This is a genomic window from Nonomuraea spiralis (genome assembly GCF_014648435.1).
Classification (GTDB): domain Bacteria; phylum Actinomycetota; class Actinomycetes; order Streptosporangiales; family Streptosporangiaceae; genus Nonomuraea; species Nonomuraea spiralis.
In genome coordinates this window covers 212068-232321 of record NZ_BMRC01000006.1, presented here as the reverse complement: position 1 = coordinate 232321, position 20254 = coordinate 212068, and the positions used below count along the sequence as shown (strand labels likewise).

Here is a 20254-nt window from a genome sequence, read left to right as displayed (position 1 = left end):
GGCCTGCTGACAACGAGGAAGAAGAATCCCGTGCGCATCGCCGTAACCGGCTCCATCGCGACAGACCACCTGATGACGTTCCCAGGAAGCTTCGGCGATCAGCTCATCGCCGAGCAGCTCGACCGGGTGTCGCTCTCGTTCCTGGTCGACGACCTTCAGATCCGTCGCGGCGGCTGCGCGGCCAACATCGCCTTCGGCATGGGCTGCCTCGGCCTCAAGCCGATCCTGGTGGGCGCCGTCGGCAACGACTTCGCCGACTACCGCTCCTGGCTGGAGCGCCACGGCGTCGACTGCGAATCCGTGCACGTCTCCGAGACGCAGCACACCGCGCGTTTCCTTTGCACCACCGACGAGCACCACAACCAGATCGCCTCCTTCTACACCGGGGCGATGGCCGAGGCGCGGCTGATCGAGCTGCAGCCGGTCTCCGCCCGGATCGGCGGGCTCGACCTGGTGCTGATCAGCCCCAACGACCCCGACGCGATGTTGCGCCACACCGACGAGTGCCGCCAGCGCGGCATCCCGTTCGCCGCCGACATCTCCCAGCAGCTCGCCCGTATGGAGGACGAGCAGATCAGGCAGCTCGTCGACGGCGCCGCGTACCTGTTCTCCAACGACTACGAGAAGGGGCTCATCGAGCAGAAGACCGGCTGGTCCGACGAGGAGATCCTCGACCGGGTCGGCGTCCGGATCACCACGCTCGGCCCCAAGGGCGCGGTCATCGACCGCAAGGGCGAGCCGTCCGTGCAGGTCGCACCGGCTCCCGAGCGGGGCAAGGCCGATCCCACGGGCGTCGGCGACGCCTTCCGCGCCGGGTTCCTGTCCGGGCTGGCGTGGGGGCTGCCGCTGGAGCGCTGTGGCCAGATCGGCAACCTGACGGCCACGCACGTGCTGGAGCGCGTCGGCGGCCAGGAGTACGAACTGGGGCAGAAGGTCTTCCTGGAGCGCTTCACGGCCGCGTACGGCGCCGAGGCCGCCGCCGAGATCGCCGACCACGTGCGCTGCTACCACCCCTGACAGCCGAACGCCCCGCCGGCCGGAAGGCGTGGCGGGGCGATCTCCCTCACGGTCAGTGCTTGGCGTACACCCGGTGCACGAACTCGGCGAGCTGGTCGTCGGGCAGGTGCTGGGCGAGGTCGGCCTCGCTGATCATGCCGACGATGCGCTCGCCCTCCAGTACGGGCAGCCGCTTGATCTGGTTCTGCTCCATGCGCGTGAGCGCCTCCTGCACGGTGGCGTCCGCCGGCACCCAGACCAGGCCGGTCGCCAGTTCGCCCGCCGTCACCTGCGCGGGGTCGTGACCGGCCGCGACGCACTTCACCACGATGTCGCGGTCGGTGATGATGCCCGTCACGCGGTCGTCGGGCCCGCACACGGGCAGTGCCCCCACGTCGCTGTTGCGCATCATCTGCGCCGCCCGGTCGAGCGTCTCGTGCGCGGCGATGCACTCCGTGCCCGTGCTCATCACGTCGCGGGCGGTCTCGTTCCCCTTGGCCATGGTTTCCCCCGAAAGGTCGATGTCCCCTCAGGGGAGGGCCCTACCCACAAACCGTCAGTAGTTGCGCATCACGTGGATGGCCCAGCCGCCCGAGGGCAGCTCGTAGGAGGCCACGTGGCGGTGGGACTTCAGCCGGCACCAGGCCGGTACGTCGGTGTAGGCGGCCGGATCGTCGGCCAGCACCGCCACCACGGCGTTGAGCGGCACGTGATTGATCTGCTCGGCGAGCATGATGATCGGGATCGGGCACTTCTTGCCGAGCGCGTCGATCGTCAATGCCGGCTGAGTTACCTCGGTCATGCGACTCCTGCGTCGTGCCGGATGCGGTGAACCAGGTCGGGCAGCACGGCCAGGAACCTGTCGACCTCGGCCGCGGAGGTGCCCCTGGGCAGCGACACCCGGACATTCCCATGCGTCAGTACGCCCATCGCTTCGAGAACGTGCGATGGACGAAGCGTACTAGCGGTGCATGAACTTCCGGACGATACGGCGAATCCCGCCTTGTCCAGTTCGGTGAGCAGCGCCTCGCCGTCGACGTAGAGGCAGGAGAAGGTGACGATGTGGGGCGCCCGGCCGACCGGGTCGCCGATCACCTCGACGTCCGGCACGATCGCGGGGACGGTCTCCCTGATCCGGGTGACGAGCTCGGACAACCGCGCCTGCTCCTGGGCCGCCTCGGCGCTCATCGCGCGCAGCGCCGCCGCCGCGGCCACGATGCCGGGCACGTTCTCGAAACCCGGCACCCGCCGCCGTTCGCGCTCGTCCTCGGGCAGGAACGAGCGGAAACGGGTGCCCTTGCGCACCGCCAGCACGCCCACCCCGGCCGGGCCGCCCCACTTGTGGGCGCTGGCCGTCAGCACCGACCAGCCGGGCGGGACCGGCATCCGGCCGGCCGTCTGGGCCGCGTCCACCAGCAGCGGCACCCCGTTGGCCCGGCACGCGGCGGCCGCCTCGGCCACCGGCTGTGCGGTGCCGACCTCGTGGTTGGCGGTCTGCAGGCAGGCCAGCGCGGTGCCGGGTCGCGCGACCGCCGCGGCGAACGCGTCGAGATCGACCCGTCCGCGCAGGTCGACGCCCACGGTCTCGACCGTGCCGCCGTCGCGTTCGTGCACGCCGGCCGCGTGCAGGACGCTGGAGTGCTCGACCGCGCTGGTGACCAGATGACGCCCGACCCTCCGCCTGCCGTGTAGGGTGCCGAGGACGCCGAGATGCACGGCCTGCGTGCCGGACGAGGTGAACGACACCTCGTCGGGTCGCGCGCCGAGCGCCTCGGCCACCTCCGTGCGGGCCTGCTCCAACAGCAGGTGAGCACGGCGGGCCTGGCCGTACAGTCTCGCGGGGTCGGCCCAGCCGACGTCGATCGCCGCCAGCAGCGCCTCGCGTGCCTGAGGGTGGAGCGGCTCGCTCGAGGCCGCGTCGAAATACGCCACGAGACCTATCGTCCCACTTGCGGCACCATCGAGGGGTCGCGCGGTAGGGCGGGACACCTGCACGCTAATGTGTCTGCAATCAGCTGTGCATTTGGAAATACGAGCACCCAAGGGAAAGACTCTTGGGCTTCATCTGTGGGGTAGGCGATCCGTGAGTCCGACTCGCCGTACGACGCGGCGTTCGTTGGCCCGGCGCAGGGTGCCGCGCGCCGCCGCTTTGGCGTTGCTGCTGGCCACTGCTACGGCGTGTGCTAATGACGTTCCCAAGTTCGACTGGTCCAACGGCCTGCTGCCCGAGGGCGTCACCGAGCAGGCCGAGGTCGTTCAGCATTTGTGGAACGGGGCCTGGATCGCCGCACTGGCCACGGGCCTCGTCGTCATCGTTCTGATCGTGTGGGCCGCGATCTTCCACCGCAAGCGCAGGTCGAAGGCGGAGCTGCCTCCCCAGGTGCGCTACAACCTGCCGATCGAGATCCTCTACACGGTGATCCCGCTCGTCATGGTGTCGGTGTTCTTCTTCTTCACCGCCCGCGACAGCAAGGCCCTCACGGACGTCGCGGGTGACGCCCCCGTCAAGGTCAAGGTCGAGGCGTACCAGTGGAGCTGGCGCTTCACCACGACCTACAACGGCAAGACGACGCAGCCCGTGCCCGGCATGCCGGTGAGCGACTACCGGGAGGGCCCGCAGTTGGTCCTGCCGACGAACACCAAGGTCGAGTTCGACCTGTCCACGGACGACGTGATCCACTCGTTCTGGGTGCCTGAGTTCCTGTTCAAGCGGGACATCATCCCCGGCATCCCGGAGGGCAACCCCGGACGCAAGTTCGAGATCAAGACCCTCGGCGACGACCGTGTGGGCATCTACGCGGGCCGGTGCGCCGAGCTGTGCGGCGTCGACCACAGCCGGATGTTGTTCAAGGTGAAGCTCGTCAAGCAGGCTGAGTTCGACCAGTACATCGCGACCCAGGCTGGGAGTGCCCAGTGACCGCCATCCAAGAACCACTTCGCGTAGCGGTCCGGCCCGTCACCAAGGGCCAGATCATCGCCAAGTGGCTGTCCTCGACTGATCACAAGATCATCGGGCACATGTACCTGATCACGTCGTTCGCCTTCTTCCTGATCGGCGGCGTCATGGCGCTGATCATGAGGGCCGAGCTGGCGCAGCCCGGGCTGCAGATCACCAGCAACGAGCAGTTCAACCAGCTGTTCACCATGCACGGCACGATCATGCTGCTGATGTTCGCGACGCCGCTGTTCGCCGGCTTCGCCAACGAGCTGATGCCGCTGCAGATCGGCGCCCCCGACGTGGCCTTCCCGCGACTGAACATGGTGAGCTACTGGCTCTACCTGTTCGGCAGCATCATCGCCGTGTCCGGCTTCCTCACGCCGGGCGGCGCGGCCTCCTTCGGCTGGTTCGCCTACACGCCGCTGTCGAGCGCGATCGCCTCGCCCGGCATCGGCGGCGACCTGTGGATCATGGGCCTGGCCCTGTCGGGTCTCGGCACGATCCTCGGCTCGGTGAACTTCATCACGACGATCATCTGCATGCGCGCCCCCGGCATGACCATGTTCCGCATGCCGATCTTCACCTGGAACGTCCTGCTGACCAGCATGCTCGTGCTGATGGCCTTCCCCGTGCTGGCCGCGGCGCTGCTGGCCCTGGAGGCCGACCGCAAGCTCGGCACCCACATCTTCGACCCCGCCAACGGCGGGCCGATCCTGTGGCAGCACCTGTTCTGGTTCTTCGGCCATCCGGAGGTCTACATCATCGCGCTGCCGTTCTTCGGCATCGTGACGGAGATCCTGCCGGTCTTCAGCCGCAAGCCGATCTTCGGCTACATCGGCCTGGTGGGCGCGACCATCGCCATCGCCGGTCTGTCCATCACGGTCTGGGCGCACCACATGTTCCCGACCGGGCAGGTGTTGTTGCCGTTCTTCTCGTTCATGACGTTCCTCATCGCGGTGCCGACGGGCGTGAAGTTCTTCAACTGGATCGGCACGATGTGGCGCGGGCATCTGTCGTTCGAGTCGCCGATGTTGTTCTCCGTCGGCTTCCTGATCACGTTCCTGCTCGGTGGCCTGACCGGTGTCATCCTGGCCTCGCCGCCGCTCGACTTCCACATCAGCGACACCTACTTCGTCGTCGCCCACTTCCACTACGTGGTCTTCGGCACGGTCGTGTTCGCCATGTTCGCCGGCTTCTACTTCTGGTGGCCCAAGTTCACCGGCAAGATGCTCGACGACAAGCTCGGCAAGCTGCACTTCTGGCTGCTGTTCATCGGCTTCCACACCACGTTCCTGGTGCAGCACTGGCTCGGCATGGTCGGCTTCCCGCGCCGCTACGCCGACTACAGCGCGGCCGACGGCTTCACCGACCTGAACATGATCTCGTCGGTGGGCGCGTTCATCCTGGGCGCCTCGACGCTGCCGTTCTTCTACAACGTCTGGAAGACCTGGCGTTCGGCGCCGAAGGTCACCGTCGACGACCCGTGGGGTTACGGCGGCTCGCTCGAATGGGCGACCTCCTGCCCGCCGCCGCGGCACAACTTCACCTCGCTGCCGCGCATCCGGTCCGAGCGTCCGGCGTTCGACCTGCACTACCCGCACCTGTCCGCCAAGTCCGCCCAGGAGGTGGAGGCCTGATGAAGGTCCAGGGTTGGCTGTTCCTGCTGTGCGGCCTGTTCTTCGCCGGGGTCGACGTCGGCTACTGGTTCTGGACCAAGTCGGCGACCGGCCACGGTGAGCCCGTGGGCACCACCGCCATGGCGATCTCGGTCGGGTTCGCGTTCATGGTGGGCTACTACCTGATGTTCACCGCGCGGCGCATCGGGGCCCAGCCGGAGGACGACAAGCAGGCCGACATCAGCGACGGCGCCGGTGAGATCGGGTTCTTCAGCCCGAGCAGCTGGTGGCCGCTGTTCCTGTGCCTCGCGGCGGCCTTCGCCTTCGCCGGGTTCGTGATCGGCTTCTGGATGTTCCTGATCGGCGTGTTCCTGATCATCATGGCCATGATCGGGTTCGTGTTCCAGTACTACCGGGGCAACTTCTCGCACTGACAAGCGGCTCGAAGCGGGCGTCCTTCCCATACGGGAGGACGCCCGCTTTTTCGCGTTCTTTACCAGGTCACGGATGTGGTGAATCGATCACTCAGGGTAATAAGGGGGGAGAAGGTTGGATCTTGGGTGAGGGAGTCACTCGTGGGGCGCGTTGCGAATAGATCGGCCGGCCTGCTGGCCCTGGCGCTGCTCACGGCGTGCTCGCTGAGCGGCGCGGCGAACGAGTCGAAGGAACTGCCCGGCGCGGTGCAGCGGCAGCCCCCGGTGGCGGTCACACCGGTGGACAAGGCCGCGAACGTGGCCACCGACCAGCCCGTGGTGGTCTCCGCCCAGGGCGCCACGCTCAAGAGCGTACGGGTGGACGGCGGCAAGGCGGGCCGGCTGCGCGGCGTCCTGAGCGGCGACGGCACCCGCTGGCGCAGCACGTCCACCGCCCGGCCCGGCGCCAGCTACACCGTCACCGCCGTCACCGTGGACACAGCGGGCAAGCAGAGCGAGACCACCAGCTCGTTCACCACGGTCAAGGGCGACAAGACGTTCGACATCCAGTCGATCACCCCGAACCGGGACGACACCGGCCTGACGGTCGGCATCGGCATGCCCGTCATGATCGCCTTCGACAAGCCGGTGAGCGACCGGATCGCCGTCGAGCGCAACCTCACCATCCGCAGCTCCAAGCCGGTGGAGGGGGCCTGGCACTGGTTCGACGACAGCCACGTGGACTTCCGGCCGCAGGAGTACTGGCCGGCGTACACCAAGGTCCGGCTGGAGGCGAAGCTGGCCGGCGTACGCGGCGGCCAGGGCCTGTACGGCAAGCGCGACGTCACCCTCGACTTCAAGATCGGCCGTTCCCAGATCACCAAGGGGACCACCGACGAGCACGTCCTGACGGTCCGCCGGGACGGCAAGCGCATCCGCACCATGCCGATGAGCGCCGGGCAGGGCGGCCAGTGGAAGTACTACACGACCTCGGGCGTGCACCTGGCGATGTCGCGGGAGCCGGTGACCGTCATGACCTCTCCCGGCATCGGCCCCGGCCAGTCGGGCTACTACCAGCTGACCGTCTACAACACCGTGCGCATCTCCAACAGCGGCGAGTACGTGCACAGCGCGCCCTGGTCGGTGGGCTCGCAGGGCAACTCCAACGTCAGCCACGGCTGCGTGAACGTCAGCCCGGAGAACGCGGCCTGGTTCATCAAGAACACGCTGATCGGCGACCCGATCATCATCACCGGATCGCCGCGGAAGCTGGAGCCCACCAACGGGTGGGGTCACTGGCAGGAGAACTGGAAGGAATGGCTCAAGTGGAGCTCGCTGAAGGCGGGCCCGAGCATCACCTTCTGACCGGTCCGAACACAGTCACCGCGTACACGGCTCTGAGCTGCCCCTGGACGCCCTGAGGGGCTGTGAGGGCACCTCGGACCCACGAAAGACGTGAGCGCGCCTCACGGGCGCGCTCACGGTCACGACGGGCGGCAGGAGCTGCTGACCTCGACCCAGCGGCGGAGCGTGTCGGAGGCCAGGCCCGAGTCGACGGCCTGCGTGGCGCGCTCGTAACCCTTGATCATCGCCGTGTCGAGGTCGTCGCCGGCGCCGTCGAGGGCGACCAGGGCGGCGGCGGTGTTGAGCAGCACCGCGTCGCGCACCGGCCCCTTCTTGCCGCCCAGCAGGTCGTGGACGGCCTGGGCGTTGAACTGCACGTCGCCGCCGCGCAGCGCGCCCGCGTCGGCCCGGGGGATGCCCAGGATCGCGGGGTCGAACGTGGTCTCGGTGGCCGTGCCGTCCCTGACCACCCAGACCGTGGAGGTGCCGGTGATGGTCAGCTCGTCGAGGCCGTCGTCGCCGCGGAACACCAGGGCCGAGACGCCGCGCTCGGCGAAGACGCCGGCGATGACGGGCAGCATGCGGGCGTCGAAGACGCCGATGGCCTGGGCGCTCGGCCGGGCTGGGTTGGTCAGCGGGCCCAGGAAGTTGAAGACCGTGGGGACGCCGATCTCCTTGCGCGCGGGCCCGGCGAACCGCAGCGCGGGGTGGTAGACGGGGGCGAAGCAGAAGGCGATGCCCGCCTCGCGCGCCACCCGCGCGGTCTGCTGCGGCGTCAGGTCGAGCCTGATCCCCATGTGCTCCAGGACGTCGGCGGCCCCGCACAGCGAGGAGGCCGAGCGGTTGCCGTGCTTGACGACCCTGGCGCCCGCGGCGGCGGCCACGATGGCGGCCATCGTGGAGACGTTGACGGTGTGGGCGCGGTCGCCGCCCGTGCCGACGACGTCGAGGACGGGCCCCTCGACGGTCAGGGGGGTGGAGAACTCCAGCATCGTCCGGGCCAGGCCCACCACCTCGGCCACCGTCTCGCCCTTGGCCCGCAGGGCCAGCGCGAAGCCCGCGATCTGGGCGGAGGTGGCGTTGCCCGAGAAGATCTCCCGCATCGCCCAGGCCGTCTCGTCGGCCGTGAGATGCTCGCCCGAAAGGAGAGCGGAGAACAAGGCTGGCCAGGTCGTTCGGGAGTCCATGGGCACCTACTTCGCGTTGAGTCGGGTGGCGGAACGGCGGCGCATCAGGTCGGCCACGGTGTCGGCCAGGACCATGGGCTCCAGAGGCTGCGGGACGACGGCGTCGGCCTTGGACCAGTCGGCCAGCCACCGGTCGTCGCGCCTGGCGATGATCAGGCAGATGGGCGGGCAGTCGTAGACCTCGTCCTTGGCCTGACGGGAGACGCCCATGCCGCCGGCGGGCTGGGTCTCGCCGTCGAGGATCGCCACGTCGATCTCGCCGGAGCCGAGCCACTGGTGCACCTTGGGCTCGGTGGCGCACTCGACGATCTCGACGAGGGGCAGATCGGCCGCCGGTCGCCGGCCGATGGCCTGGCGGACCTCGGCCCGGGTGGTGGCGTCGTCGCTGTAGACGAGGACCCTCATCGTGTCGTCGGTGCTCCCAGAGGACGTCACTTTCGCGCTCACTATCGCTCGAAGCTGTATGGTCACCTGGATCGTACCGGTGCCCCGGCATGCAATCCCAGGCCACCAGGTCTGACAGGCGTTTTGTCCCAATTATCCCAGGTTGATGGCCGGTTTGTTCCTCCTAACGGGGGGTCGTTGGCCGGACCGAACACCGGAGCCGCAATAATGCTGCCCGTGGCGACAGCATCCGCAATAACTTCGACGACGACAGCCCAGTCGTACCGACGGCCGAACCTGGTCAGTGTCGGCACGATCGTGTGGCTGTCCTCTGAGCTCATGTTCTTCGCGGCGCTGTTCGCGATGTACTTCACCATCCGGTCGGTGAGCGAGGGGAAGGGCATCGAGTGGGGCCCTGCCTTCCTTCCTGCAGGCGTTGAGGCAGAAGGCGCTCACCTGAACATCCCGTTCGCGACGGTCAACACGATCATCCTGGTCCTGTCGAGTGTGACGTGCCAGCTGGGCGTGTGGGCCGCAGAGAAGGGGCAGGTCGGCAAGCTCCGCTTCTGGTACATCGTCAGCTTCCTGATGGGCGCGATCTTCGTCGCCGGTCAGCTGTACGAGTACGGCGAGCTGGCGTCAGAGGGCGCGACCCTGTCCGCCAACGCCTACACCTCGGTGTTCTACCTGACGACGGGCTTCCACGGCCTGCACGTGACCGGTGGCCTGATCGCGTTCCTGTTCATGCTGGGACGCACGTACGCCGCGAAGCGCTTTACGCATGAGCAGGCCACCAGCGCGATCGTCGTGTCCTACTACTGGCACTTCGTAGACGTCGTCTGGATCGGTCTTTTCGCGACCATCTACATCATTCGTTAAGGAACGGGATCTCTGTGACTAGGAGCACCGCTTGGCGGCGGCATCCCCTCGCGAGATACGCCGTCCTGATTTTGGCGTTGGCGCTGGTCGGGATGGTATACGCCGCCTTTGTCCAGGCGAGCAAGCCTGCTGACGCGGCGCTGGCTGCAGGCAAGGTCGACGACGTGGCCGAAGGCAAGAGCCTGTTCGTGGCCCACTGCTCCAGCTGCCACGGCATGAACGCGGAGGGCACCAACGTCGCCCCCACGCTCGTGGGCGTCGGCGCCGCGGCGGTCGACTTCCAGATGAGCACCGGCCGCATGCCCGCCGGCAACCCCGGTCCGCAGGCGCCCCGCAAGCCTCTGGCCCACTGGGTCAACGAGGAGAGCACCCGTCAGGTCGCCGCGTACGTGCAGTCGCTCGGCGGCGGCCCGCAGGTGCCGGGCAAGGAGCAGGTCGACCCGAAGCTCGGCGACGCCGGCAAGGGCGGGGAGCTGTTCCGGGCCAACTGCATCCAGTGCCACAACTGGGCCGGCGCGGGCGGCGCCTTGACGCAGGGCAAGTACGCGCCCAACCTGAACGAGTCGTCACCGACGCAGATCTACGAGGCGATGGTGACCGGCCCCCAGGCGATGCCGGTCTTCAACGACTCGACGATCACGCCTGAAGAGAAGCGCAGCATGATCGCGTACATCACCCAGGTCCGTGAGCAGAAGGACCCCGGAGGGTTCGGTCTCGGCCGCATCGGCCCGGTCACCGAAGGTCTCGTAGCGTTCGTGGCGGGCATCGCCGCCCTTGCCCTCGCCGCCATCTGGATCACCGCGAAGAAGCGACAGAAGTCATGACAGACAACGAGCACGAGATCGAGCAGCCGGACGAACGCGTGCCCAAGCGCGTCATCGGCACTCCCGCGCCGGGCACCTCGATGCTCGGCGCCGCGGAGGCGGAGGAAGCCGCCGACCGCGACGTCCCCGGCGTGACGCTGCAGGACGAGACCAAGGCCCGCAAGGCCGAGAAGATCGTGGCGCTCTGCTTCACGATCACGTTCCTCGCCGCGATCGCCTTCATCATCTCCTACGTGGTGTTCCAGGTCGGCAGCCCAGAGGCGACGGGGACCTCCAACCTCGCGCTCGGCGGCACGCTGACGCTGGCGATCCTCGGCCTCGCGGTCGGCATCGTGATCTGGGTCCGCCAGATCATGCCGAAGTACGCGCTGGTCCAGGAGCGCCACTCGATGGCCTCGGACGAGGATGACCGCGAGGTCGTCGCCGAGACCTTCCTGGAGGGCGCCAACGAGAGCGGCTTCGTCAAGCGCAAGATGTTGCGCCGCACGCTGCTGCTGGCCGCCGCGCCGCTCGGCCTGGTGCCGGTGGTGCTGCTGCGCGACCTCGACAACTCCAAGATGCCCGCCGCGAAGTTCAACAAGCTGCTGCGCCACACCGTCTGGGGTGAGAAGACCAAGGACGGCAAGCCGCTGCGCCTCGTCGTCGAGGGCACCGGCCAGCCGATCCGCGCCGCCGACTTCAACTCGCCCGGCGGCATCCTGTCGGTCGTGCCCGAGGGTTACCAGCACGACCTCAACGCGCTCGCCAAGGCCACGCTGATCCTGATCAAGTTCCGTCCGGAGGAGCTCAAGGGCGGCGTCAAGCAGAACTGGACGCACGACGGCATCGTCGCGTACTCCAAGATCTGCACGCACGTCGGCTGCCCGGCGGCGCTCTACGAGCAGACCACCCACCACATCCTGTGCCCGTGCCACCAGTCGACGTTCGACGCGGCCGACGGTGCGAAGGTCATCTTCGGTCCGGCCGCCCGGCCGCTGCCGCAGCTGCCCATCACCGTCGACAGCGAGGGCTATCTGATCGCCCAGGGTGACTTCAACGTGCCCGTCGGTCCCAGCTACTGGGAGCGCGGCGACGCCGAGGCCGAGGCCAGGGAGAAGGGGGCCCAGGCATGAGCGACCTGAACGCCGTACCGAAGGCCATCTCCGGGCCGTCGACCTTCCTCGACGACCGCCTGGGCGGGGCCAACTTCCTCAAGCGCAACCTGCGCAAGATCTTCCCGGACCACTGGTCGTTCCTGCTGGGCGAGATCGCGCTCTACTCGTTCATCATCCTGCTGCTGACCGGTACGTTCCTGACGCTGTGGTTCAAGCCGAGCATGGGCGAGGTCGTCTACGACGGCTCGTACGCGCCGCTCAAGGGCGTCATGATGTCGGAGGCCTACGCGTCGTCGCTGGAGATCAGCTTCGACGTCCGGGGTGGTCTGCTGATGAGGCAGATGCACCACTGGGCTGCCCTCCTCTTCGTGGCCGGCATGACGGTCCACATGCTGCGGGTGTTCTTCACCGGCGCCTACCGCAAGCCGCGCGAGCTCAACTGGATCATCGGCGTCCTGCTGCTGACCCTGGCGCTGGCCGAGGGCCTGACCGGCTACTCCCTCCCCGACGACCTGCTCTCCGGCGCCGGTCTGCGGATCACCGAGGGCGTGGCGATCTCGCTGCCGCTGGTGGGCACGTACATCACGTTCTTCCTGTTCGGCGGGGAGTATCCCGGCGGGGACGTCGTCGCCCGGTTCTACTCGCTGCACATCCTGCTCATCCCGGGCATCCTGCTGGCGCTGGTCTCGGCCCACATGGTGCTCATGTGGGTGCAGAAGCACACGCAGATGCCGGGCAAGGGGCGTACCAACAAGAACGTGGTGGGCGCGCCGTTCTACCCGGCCTTCATGGCCAAGGCGGGCGCGTACTTCCTGTTCACGCTCGGTGTGGTGTCGGGGCTCGCGACGTTCGCGCAGATCAACCCGATCTGGCTGTTCGGGCCGTACACACCGGCGGACGTGTCGGCGGGTTCGCAGCCCGACTGGTACATGGGCTTCCTCGAAGGCTCGCTGCGCATCATGCCGCCGTGGGAGTGGAACCTGTTCGGCACGGCCCACGCGGGCACGCTGCCGATGAGCGTGATCATCCCGGCCCTGGTGCCGATGGGCATCATCATGACCGGTCTGGCGCTCTACCCGTTCCTGGAACGGTGGGTGACCGGCGACCACCGCGAGCACCACGTGGCCGACCGGCCGCGCAACAACCCCCACCGCACGTCCATCGGCATCTCGGCGATGACGTTCTACGGGGTGCTGTGGCTGCTCGGCGCGAACGACGAGATCTCCGCCAACTTCCACGTCAGCCTCAACTGGACGACGTACGCGGGACGCGTGCTGATCTTCGTCGCACCGGCGCTGGCCTACCTGATCACCTACCGCATGTGCCTCGGCCTGCAGCGCAGCGACGCCGCGGTCATCGGGCACGGTGTCGAGTCGGGTGTCATCAAGCGGCTGCCGCACGGTGAGTTCATCGAGGTGCACACGCCGCCGTCCGAGGACACCGAGGCCCACATGCGTGGCAAGGAGCCGGTGCCGGCCCTGCCCGTGGACGAGGACGCCGCCGGCATCCCGCCCAAGGGCATGCGCGGCCCGCTCGGCAAGCTGCGCGGGCGGATGTCCAAGGCGTACGGCGGGGAGAAGATCCCGATCGACGACGGGCACCACGAGGAGCACGGCGAGCACGCCGCCATCGGTTCCGACGACGACCGGAGCCTCACCCACTAGGGATGCTTCGTGAGATCGGCCCGGACGGGGTTCGCCCCGTCCGGGCCGATCCGCGTTCCGGGGGCCTTGTTCGAGCAAAGCCGTGGAAACGCCGCGGGCCCGGCCGGGGGACGGCCGGGCCCGGGGTACGGACGCGCGTGGGTGGTGCGGGGACGGGGTCAGTCGCTCTCGGGGAAGCCGATGGAGAAGGCGGCGTCGAGGTCGTGCCTGGAGTAGGTGCGGAAGGCGATGTGGGTCTCGGTGTGCTCGACGCCGTCGACCTTGTTGACCCGCCCGGGGATGACCTCGGCCACCTCCTCGTAACGGGCGACCCTGACCATGGCGAGCAGATCCCATTCGCCGGTGATGGAGTAGACCTCGCTGACCCCGTCGATCTCGGCGATCGTCTGGGCGACCTCCGGGATCCGGTCTACCTCGGCCTTGATGTGGACAATTGCCGTGACCATGCATTAACTGTATCGGGTCATCGCAAAGGTCGCCCCTCTCGGTCGCGGCGCTGATCAAGGCCGCGGTAGGCCAGATCGATGCGGGCCTTGTGGCGGGCGGCGCCGCGCGCGGGCAGCGACCACACGCCGTCGACCTCGACCAGCCGCACGCCCGGCGACTCCAGCCAGCGCAGGATGCACTCGGTCTCCTCGGCGCTGGCGGCGTGGACCGGGCCGGGGCCCGGGATGACGGCCTCGGCCATGGCCTTGAGCGAGGCGACGAACGGCGTCGGATGTGCGCCCTTCGGCATGACACCGGCCGCGGCCAGGCGGCCGTAGCGGACCACGTGGATGTCCCAGCCGCCGTCGAAGGCCGGGCTCGCGGCCACCAGCTCCGGGATGCGGGTGATGGCGCTCAGGCGCTGCATGCGGGCCGCCGCCCGGACGAACGCGGCCAGCCGGTCGCGGTCGACGGAGGCCTCCTCGTAACGCTGCTCGACCGACAGGCGCTCCATCCGGGCCGACACCGCGGTGTAGACGAGGGAGGCGTCGGAGGTCATGGCCCGGCGCGCGCTCTCGACGTGCACGGAGTATTCCTCCGGGCTCTCCTGGCCCGCGCAGGGCGCGCCGCAGCGGCCCATCTCGTGCAGGACGCAGGCCGCCCGTCGGGTGCGCAGGCTGATCGGCTGGGTGCACTGGCGCAGCGGCACCGCCTCGTGCAGGGCGATGCGGGCCTCGTCGGCCAGGCGGGCGCTGCCGAACGGGCCGAGGTAGGTGGCGTCGTCGTCCTTCAGCTCGCGCACGATCGACAGGCGGGGGAAGGGACCGGCGGTGAGCTTGAGCCAGACGACCTTCTCCGGGAAACGCGAACGGCGGTTGTAGCGGGGTTTGGCGCCGCCGATCAGCCGCAGCTCCCTGACCTCGGCCTCCAGCCCCGTCGCGCAGACGATGTGGCGGACGCGCTCGGCGATGCCGATCATCTCGCGGATGCGCGGACGGGTCTCGCCGGCCGTGAAGTAGGAGCGCACCCGGTTGCGCAGGTTGGTGCTCTTGCCGATGTAGAGCACCTCGCCGCGGTCGTCCTCGAAGAAGTAGACGCCCGGGGCGTGCGGGACGGACTCGGCCAGGTGGCGCTTGCGCTGCTGCTCGGGCGTCGGGGCGCGGACGAACGACTTCAGCTCCTCCAGGGTGTGCACCTGGAAGGAGCCGGCCCGCTCGATCAGCCCGTGGAGCACGTCGACGGTCGCCCTGGCGTCCTGGAGGGCGCGGTGGCACGGCTCGGTCGGGCTGCGGAAGAACCTGGCCAGCGTGGACAGCTTGGCGTTGGGCGTCTCGTCGCGGGTCAGCACCCGCCGGGCCAGGTCGACGGTGTCGACGACCGGGTTGGGCGGCGGGGGATAGCCGTGGGCGGCGCAGGCGGCCTTGACGAACCGGGTGTCGAAGCTCGCGTTGTGGGCCACCAGCGTGGCGCCCTTGATGAACTCGAGGAAGCTCGGCAGCACCGCCTCGATGCGCGGGGCGGCCACCACCATGGCGTCGGTGATGCCGGTCAGCACCGAGATGAACGGCGGGATCGGCCCGCCCGGATCGACCAGCGTGGAGAACTCGCCCAGCACCTCACCCGCCCGCACCTTGACCGCGCCGATCTCGGTGATCGAGTCTTCGGCCGGCGAGCCGCCGGTGGTCTCCAGGTCGAACACGACGAACGTGACGTCGCTCAGCGGGGTGCCGAGCTCGTCGAGGGTGCCTTGAACCGCGTCCACGTTCCAAGACCATAGAGAGGGGGACCGACAGTTACTCCGGCGGACCACGCCGACGGCGGGGAACGGCAGGAGGGGCAGAAGGGGAACGATGCTCGAATAACCATCTTTCTTGATCCTTAGTTACCCTTCCCTTTATGTCCGCGGGAAGACTCGCCGGCCGCTACGCCCTGCTGCGCCCCCTCGGCGCCGGCGGCATGGGCAAGGTGTGGCTGGCCAAGGACGAGATGCTTGACCGCGAGGTCGCGGTCAAGGAGCTCACCCTGCCCGAAGGCATGCCGCCCAAGGACCGCGCCGACTCGGTCACCAGGGCCGTACGCGAGGCGCAGGCCACCGCGCGGCTGCGCCATCCCGGCATCGTGGCGCTGCACGACGTCATCGTCGAGCACGACCGGCCGTGGCTGGTCATGGAGCTGCTGCGGGGCCGTACGCTGGCCGACACCGTACGCGAGTTCGGCCCCATGCCCCCCGAGTACGCGGCCCGCGTCGGGGCCGACGTGCTGGAGGCGCTGGAGGCCGCCCACGCCCAGGGGTTGCAGCACCGGGACGTGAAACCGGGCAACGTGTTCCTGACCGACGGCGGCAGGGTGGTGCTGACCGACTTCGGCATCGCCCGGCAGGAGGGGCAGTCCACGCTCACCGAGCAGGGGCTCATGATCGGCTCGCCCGGGTTCATCGCGCCCGAGCGGCTGGAGGGCGAGCCCGGCGGCCCGGCCAGCGACCTGTGGTCGCTCGGCGCGACCCTGTTCGTCGCCGTGACCGGCGGGAACGCCTACCAGGGCTCGGTCGCCGAACGGGTCAGGGCGACCGTCACACAGCCGGTGCCGGTCGCGCCGGGGCCGCTCGGGCCGCTGCTGGCCGCCATGATGGCCCGCCATCCAACGGCCCGTCCCGCCCTGCGTACCGTCGTGCACGCGCTGCGGCAGGTGGCCGCGGGCGGCCCGCCGCCGGTCCTGCCGGCCGGCGAGCACGCGACCGCGCCCCGCCGGGTCGGGCGGCGCGGCCGGAAGCCGCTGCTGTGGGCCGCCGCGGGCCTCGTGCTCGTCGTCGCCGCCGCGGCCACCGGCTTCTACCTGCTGCGCGACGACGACGGGACGCCGGCCGCCTTCACCGTGCCGATGGACGTGTGCACCCTGCTCACCCCGCAGGACGTCGGCGGCCTGCTGCGCACCCAGAGCCCGCCCAAGGCCCGGCCCGACTCCGACGAGGTGGGCCCCGAGTGCGGCTGGCCGGCCGCCGGCACCGGAGTGGGCCTCCAGGTGCAGAAGGACTCCGACACCGTCGACCCGTGGTCCATGACCGCCGCCACCGCCGCCACCCTGTTCCAGAACCAGAAGCGCTACTGGGCCAAGTACGACGACATCGACTGGACGTGGCCCGAGATCGGCGTCAAGTCCAGCATGCGTTCCAAGCGCACTCCGCTGCGCGACCTGCCGGGCCTCGGCGAGGAGGCGTTCGCGTTCGAGCTGAAGGGCACGACCGGCCGCGTCCACTCCGCCCACGTCTACTACCGGATCGCCAACCTGGTGGTGGCCGTCGAGTACGCCACCCTGGCCGACAAGCCGACCGACGACGACGTCAGGCAGGCGGCCCTGAAGGCCGCGCGGGCGACCGAACAGGCGTTGCGCCGTGCGGGGTGACCACTACCTGCTGGCCGGGCGCTACCGCCTGGTCGAGCAGCTCGGGCAGGGCGGCGCGGGCACCGTGTGGCGGGCGGTCGACGAGACGCTCAGCCGCGAGGTCGCGGTCAAGCAGGTACGCGTGCCGCCGGGCCTGAGCCCCCACGAGCGGGCCGAGTTCGCCGACCGCGCCATCCACGAGGCCAGGTCGGCCGGACGCCTGCGCGACCCGGCCATCGTGCTCGTGCACGACGTGGTGCTGGAGGGCGACCAGCCGTGGATCATCATGGACCTGGTCACCGGCCGTTCCCTCGACAAGGTGATCAAGGAGAACGGCCCGCTGCCGCCCCCGTACGCGGCCCGCATCGGGCTCCAGGTGTTGTCGGCGCTGGAGGTCGCGCACGCCCACGGCATGCTGCACCAGGACGTCAAGCCGGCCAACATCCTGCTCGACGCCGACGGCTCGGCCATGCTGACCGACTTCGGCATCGCCGCCCCCATGGGCGGCCACGGCGACCGCTACGGCAGCGCCGGCTCGCCCGGCTACATGGCCCCCGAGCGGCTCAACGAGCAGCCCTCGGACCCGTCGGCCGACCTGTGGTCGCTCGGCGCGAGCCTCTACACCGCCGTGGAGGGGCGGGCGCCGTTCGAGCGGCAGCTTCCGGCGGCGGTGGCGGCGGCGGTGCTGCTGCACGACCCGCCGTTCCCCGAGCGGGCGGGCCGCGAGTTCGGCGGCCTGCTCATGGCCATGCTGGCCAAGGACCCCGCCGCCCGTCCCACGCCGGCGCAGGTCCGGCAGGTGCTCAGCGGCGCGCCGGTGCGCTCCGGCCCGGTTCCCGGGCGCCGCCGCCGGTGGATCCTGCCCGTGGCGGTCGCGGCGGGCGTCGCGGTGCTGGCCGCGGGCGGCTGGTACGCCGTCGGAGCCCTGGCCGGCACACCGGAGACCGGCCGGTACGCCACCGCCCCCGACCCCTGCGCCCTGCTCGGCGACGCCCAGGCCGCCGAGCTCGTCAAGGGCACCCCCGTGCGGAGCGCCACGCGGGCGGGCGAGTGCCAGTGGTTCGCCGGTCAGGACGAACGGCGGCCGCGGCGCATCACCGTCCGCATGTGGATCGAGAAGCCCGACGGGGACCTCGGCGGGCCGCAGGTGGCGCTGCGCCGGTTCACCAGCGAGAAGGACACCAGGAGCGCGGCGGAGGGCACGCGGGCGCGCGCCGCCGTCGGCAAGGTGGGCGACGTGACGGGGGTGGGGGAGGCGGCGTTCGTGCAGAGCCGGTTCCAGCTGGCCATGGGCTCCAGCGAGGTCGGCCGGTCCGACAGCGTCGTGCTCTTCCGCTCCAGCAACCTGCTCGGCGAGGTGATCTGGAACCGCGAGGACGTGCCGGTCAAGGCGGCGGCCGACAAGGAGACGGTGCTGAAGGCCGCCCGGATGGTGTCCGGGGCGTTGCCGAGATGACGCCCGGCAAGCGTTTTGCAAGGGGCGTCACTACCATGTTTCCCCGCAAGTCAGGGCAACCTCAGGAGTCCCAGTGAATCCCGGTAGCGAGTACGAGCCGCCGACCACCCCCCATCCGGTGCCGGGCAGGCGGTTCGAGCCACAGGGAACGCCGCCCACGGTCCCCTACGGGCCGCCCGCCCAGCAGTGGGGCCCGCCGTCCGGCCCGCCGTCCGGCCCGCCTGCCGGGCCGTCGCGGGGGCGGCCGTCGTGGGTGCTGCCCGTGCTCGCCGCGGCCCTCGTCGTGGTCGTGGCCGCGGGCGGCGTCGGGGCGTACCTCCTGCTCTCCGGCAAGAGCCCCGCCGGTACGGCGACCGGGCCGACGTCGTCGGCCGCGCGTTCGGCCGTTCCGGCCGGCGCCGCGGCGGGCCCGGACGTGTGCTCGATGTTGCCCAAGGAGGAGGCCGAACGGCTGGTGCCCGGAGCGACGGTGGCCAAGTCGTCCCGCGACTCCGACTACACGGTCAACTTCACCTGCAACTGGCAGAACCAGCGCATCTCGTACGGGGAGTTCTGGCGTACCAGGGAGATCGACGTCAGGATCGAGCAGCACAAGGGCGAGGGCGCCAAGACCGGGCGTTCGATGGCCCAGAACGCGTACGAGATCGACTACCGCGGCGCCAAGTACGGCGCGACCGCCAAGCCCTCGCTCGACCCCGACGAGAAGGAGTACGTCTCCCCGGTCAAGGACGTGACCGGCGCGGGTGAGGGCGCGTTCGCGCAGTACACCTGGCGGCGCGCCGGCAAGCTGCTCTGGTACTCCTACGGCCAGGCCCAGGCCCGCGTCGGCGACATGACGATCGAGGTCAAGTTCCAGGCCGGGCAGCAGCGCAAGGACGCCCAGATCCTGTCCAACGAGAGCACCAGGTCCATCACCGAGGAGAACGCGCTCCGCGAGGTCAGCGGCCTGGCCGCGCACTTCGCCAAGGGCGTGGCCGCCTGGCAGGCCCAGCACCCCGGCGTGCTGGCCAAGCCCGACCAGCCCGCCGCCACACAGACGCCGACCGCCCGCCCGACGTCCTCGCCCACGGTGCTGGCCGCCTTCCCGCCCGCCTGCCAGGCCGTCGCGGACGCGGCCACCCGCCTGGTTCCGGAGCCGACCACGCGGGCGCGCGGCACCGAGGCGGGCAACGACGACCAGACCGAGTGCCGGTGGCTCAACCTCGCCCTGCCCGGCGCGGCCGGGAACGTCAAGATCCGCAGTGTGCTGATCACCACCCACCGCTTCACCAACCGGGCGGGCGCGGTCGACCCGGGCGGGGCCAAGGCGTACTACGCGGGCGAGTACGGCGGCGACAAGAACAGCGCCGGGTCGGTCATCGGCGGCATCACGTGGGGCAAGCTGCTCGACGTCGAAGGACTGGGCGACCAGGCCTACGGCCAGTACGTGCAGACCCGGCAGGGCGAGGTGTCGGCCTCCAGCGGCACGGTCATGGTCCGTACGGGCGCGCTGGTCGTCAGGGTCGACTACTCCGGCGCCGAGCGGCCCAAGGACGAACCGCCCAACTCGCCCAAGGCCCAGCTCATGCCGGAGAAGGAGGCGCAGGCGGGCGCCCTCGCCCTGGCCAGGGCCTACGTGGCCGAACTGGCCAAGCAGCCCGTCGGCAGCTGACCGG

Annotated in this window: 19 protein-coding genes; 12 read left to right on the top strand and 7 right to left on the bottom strand. The window is 69.8% G+C overall.

Annotated elements, in window-relative coordinates:
* Nucleotides 1-30 precede the first annotated feature (30 nt).
* The gene (locus tag IEZ27_RS16795; protein WP_189648055.1) at nucleotides 31-1017 is read left to right on the top strand and encodes a carbohydrate kinase family protein; all 987 of its coding nucleotides are present in this window, start codon (nucleotides 31-33) and stop codon (nucleotides 1015-1017) included.
* Nucleotides 1018-1069: 52 nt separating this feature from the next.
* Here IEZ27_RS16795 and IEZ27_RS16790 read toward each other — a convergent pair whose 3' ends face one another.
* Genes IEZ27_RS16790 through IEZ27_RS16780 form a run of 3 tightly spaced genes read right to left on the bottom strand, consistent with a single transcriptional unit; the run spans nucleotide 1070 to nucleotide 2928 of the window.
* Nucleotides 1070-1498 carry a CBS domain-containing protein gene (locus IEZ27_RS16790; RefSeq protein WP_189648054.1) on the bottom strand — a complete coding sequence of 143 codons (429 nt, stop codon included), beginning with the start codon at nucleotides 1496-1498 and terminating at the stop codon, nucleotides 1070-1072.
* 54 nt (nucleotides 1499-1552) lie between these two features.
* A complete protein-coding gene (locus tag IEZ27_RS16785) occupies nucleotides 1553-1798 on the bottom strand; it encodes a sulfurtransferase TusA family protein (RefSeq protein WP_125630788.1) in 246 nt (81 codons plus the stop codon).
* Nucleotides 1795-2928, bottom strand: a complete 1134-nt coding sequence (locus IEZ27_RS16780) for a cysteine desulfurase family protein (protein WP_189648053.1) — start codon at nucleotides 2926-2928, stop codon at nucleotides 1795-1797. The genes IEZ27_RS16785 and IEZ27_RS16780 overlap by 4 nt, the downstream gene beginning before the upstream one ends.
* Before the next feature lie 151 nt (nucleotides 2929-3079).
* On the opposite strand from IEZ27_RS16780, the gene ctaC reads away from it, so the two are divergent.
* The 4 genes from ctaC (at nucleotide 3080) to IEZ27_RS16760 (ending at nucleotide 7328) form a co-directional block, all read left to right on the top strand.
* Nucleotides 3080-3913, top strand: coding sequence for an aa3-type cytochrome oxidase subunit II (ctaC, locus tag IEZ27_RS16775; RefSeq protein ID WP_125630784.1), 834 nt, complete (start codon nucleotides 3080-3082; stop codon nucleotides 3911-3913).
* Entirely contained in the window at nucleotides 3910-5571 is a 1662-nt protein-coding gene (gene ctaD / locus IEZ27_RS16770) for an aa3-type cytochrome oxidase subunit I (protein WP_189648052.1), read from the top strand. Before ctaC ends, ctaD begins: the two co-directional genes overlap by 4 nt.
* Nucleotides 5571-5984, top strand: coding sequence for a cytochrome c oxidase subunit 4 (locus IEZ27_RS16765; RefSeq protein WP_125630780.1), 414 nt, complete (start codon nucleotides 5571-5573; stop codon nucleotides 5982-5984). Before ctaD ends, IEZ27_RS16765 begins: the two co-directional genes overlap by 1 nt.
* A 141-nt stretch (nucleotides 5985-6125) precedes the next feature.
* Nucleotides 6126-7328, top strand: a complete 1203-nt coding sequence (locus IEZ27_RS16760) for a L,D-transpeptidase (protein ID WP_189648051.1) — start codon at nucleotides 6126-6128, stop codon at nucleotides 7326-7328.
* Between the two features lie 119 nt (nucleotides 7329-7447).
* On the opposite strand, the gene trpD is transcribed toward IEZ27_RS16760, so the two are convergent.
* A complete protein-coding gene (gene trpD, locus IEZ27_RS16755; protein WP_189648050.1) occupies nucleotides 7448-8494 on the bottom strand; it encodes an anthranilate phosphoribosyltransferase in 1047 nt (348 codons plus the stop codon).
* A 6-nt stretch (nucleotides 8495-8500) separates the two neighbouring features.
* Nucleotides 8501-8899, bottom strand: coding sequence for a hypothetical protein (locus IEZ27_RS16750; RefSeq protein ID WP_189648329.1), 399 nt, complete (start codon nucleotides 8897-8899; stop codon nucleotides 8501-8503).
* Between the two features lie 207 nt (nucleotides 8900-9106).
* On the opposite strand from IEZ27_RS16750, the gene ctaE reads away from it, so the two are divergent.
* From ctaE to qcrB, 4 genes are read left to right on the top strand one after another with little or no spacing between them, the layout of a single operon-like run.
* Nucleotides 9107-9757, top strand: a complete 651-nt coding sequence (gene ctaE, locus IEZ27_RS16745; protein WP_125630774.1) for an aa3-type cytochrome oxidase subunit III — start codon at nucleotides 9107-9109, stop codon at nucleotides 9755-9757.
* A gap of 14 nt (nucleotides 9758-9771) precedes the next feature.
* Entirely contained in the window at nucleotides 9772-10581 is an 810-nt protein-coding gene (qcrC, locus tag IEZ27_RS16740) for a cytochrome bc1 complex diheme cytochrome c subunit (protein WP_189648049.1), read from the top strand.
* Nucleotides 10578-11693 carry a cytochrome bc1 complex Rieske iron-sulfur subunit gene (gene qcrA / locus IEZ27_RS16735; protein WP_189648048.1) on the top strand — a complete coding sequence of 372 codons (1116 nt, stop codon included), beginning with the start codon at nucleotides 10578-10580 and terminating at the stop codon, nucleotides 11691-11693. The genes qcrC and qcrA overlap by 4 nt, the downstream gene beginning before the upstream one ends.
* The gene (gene qcrB, locus IEZ27_RS16730; RefSeq protein ID WP_189648047.1) at nucleotides 11690-13339 is read left to right on the top strand and encodes a cytochrome bc1 complex cytochrome b subunit; all 1650 of its coding nucleotides are present in this window, start codon (nucleotides 11690-11692) and stop codon (nucleotides 13337-13339) included. Before qcrA ends, qcrB begins: the two co-directional genes overlap by 4 nt.
* Before the next feature lie 158 nt (nucleotides 13340-13497).
* Here the strand turns inward: qcrB and IEZ27_RS16725 are convergent, their stop codons facing one another.
* Both IEZ27_RS16725 and IEZ27_RS16720 read right to left on the bottom strand, forming a co-directional pair.
* Nucleotides 13498-13785, bottom strand: a complete 288-nt coding sequence (locus tag IEZ27_RS16725; protein ID WP_125630767.1) for an Lrp/AsnC family transcriptional regulator — start codon at nucleotides 13783-13785, stop codon at nucleotides 13498-13500.
* Between the two features lie 17 nt (nucleotides 13786-13802).
* On the bottom strand, nucleotides 13803-15527 hold the full coding sequence (locus IEZ27_RS16720) for a DEDD exonuclease domain-containing protein (RefSeq protein WP_189648046.1): 1725 nt from the start codon (nucleotides 15525-15527) through the stop codon (nucleotides 13803-13805).
* Between the two features lie 134 nt (nucleotides 15528-15661).
* On the opposite strand from IEZ27_RS16720, the gene IEZ27_RS16715 reads away from it, so the two are divergent.
* From IEZ27_RS16715 to IEZ27_RS16705, 3 genes are all read left to right on the top strand, one after another.
* On the top strand, nucleotides 15662-17164 hold the full coding sequence (locus tag IEZ27_RS16715; protein WP_189648045.1) for a serine/threonine-protein kinase: 1503 nt from the start codon (nucleotides 15662-15664) through the stop codon (nucleotides 17162-17164).
* Nucleotides 17154-18599: a serine/threonine-protein kinase gene (locus tag IEZ27_RS16710; RefSeq protein ID WP_189648044.1), complete on the top strand. Its 1446-nt coding sequence runs from the start codon at nucleotides 17154-17156 to the stop codon at nucleotides 18597-18599. The genes IEZ27_RS16715 and IEZ27_RS16710 overlap by 11 nt, the downstream gene beginning before the upstream one ends.
* Nucleotides 18600-18672: 73 nt before the next feature.
* Complete coding sequence (locus tag IEZ27_RS16705; protein WP_189648043.1) at nucleotides 18673-20250, top strand: hypothetical protein; 1578 nt, start codon at nucleotides 18673-18675, stop codon at nucleotides 20248-20250.
* Nucleotides 20251-20254: the final 4 nt, after the last annotated feature.

Excerpts from the sequence above, each read along its gene's own strand:
- qcrB (WP_189648047.1), top strand. The coding sequence starts at position 11,690 with ATGAGCGACCTGAACGCCGTACCGAAGGCCATCTCCGGGCCGTCGACC.
- IEZ27_RS16725 (WP_125630767.1), bottom strand. The coding sequence starts at position 13,785 with ATGGTCACGGCAATTGTCCACATCAAGGCCGAGGTAGACCGGATCCCG.
- qcrA (WP_189648048.1), top strand. The coding sequence starts at position 10,578 with ATGACAGACAACGAGCACGAGATCGAGCAGCCGGACGAACGCGTGCCC.
- IEZ27_RS16785 (WP_125630788.1), bottom strand. The coding sequence starts at position 1,798 with ATGACCGAGGTAACTCAGCCGGCATTGACGATCGACGCGCTCGGCAAG.
- IEZ27_RS16765 (WP_125630780.1), top strand. The coding sequence starts at position 5,571 with ATGAAGGTCCAGGGTTGGCTGTTCCTGCTGTGCGGCCTGTTCTTCGCC.
- ctaE (WP_125630774.1), top strand. The coding sequence starts at position 9,107 with ATGCTGCCCGTGGCGACAGCATCCGCAATAACTTCGACGACGACAGCC.
- IEZ27_RS16750 (WP_189648329.1), bottom strand. The coding sequence starts at position 8,899 with ATGAGGGTCCTCGTCTACAGCGACGACGCCACCACCCGGGCCGAGGTC.
- IEZ27_RS16790 (WP_189648054.1), bottom strand. The coding sequence starts at position 1,498 with ATGGCCAAGGGGAACGAGACCGCCCGCGACGTGATGAGCACGGGCACG.
- IEZ27_RS16715 (WP_189648045.1), top strand. The coding sequence starts at position 15,662 with ATGTCCGCGGGAAGACTCGCCGGCCGCTACGCCCTGCTGCGCCCCCTC.
- trpD (WP_189648050.1), bottom strand. The coding sequence starts at position 8,494 with ATGGACTCCCGAACGACCTGGCCAGCCTTGTTCTCCGCTCTCCTTTCG.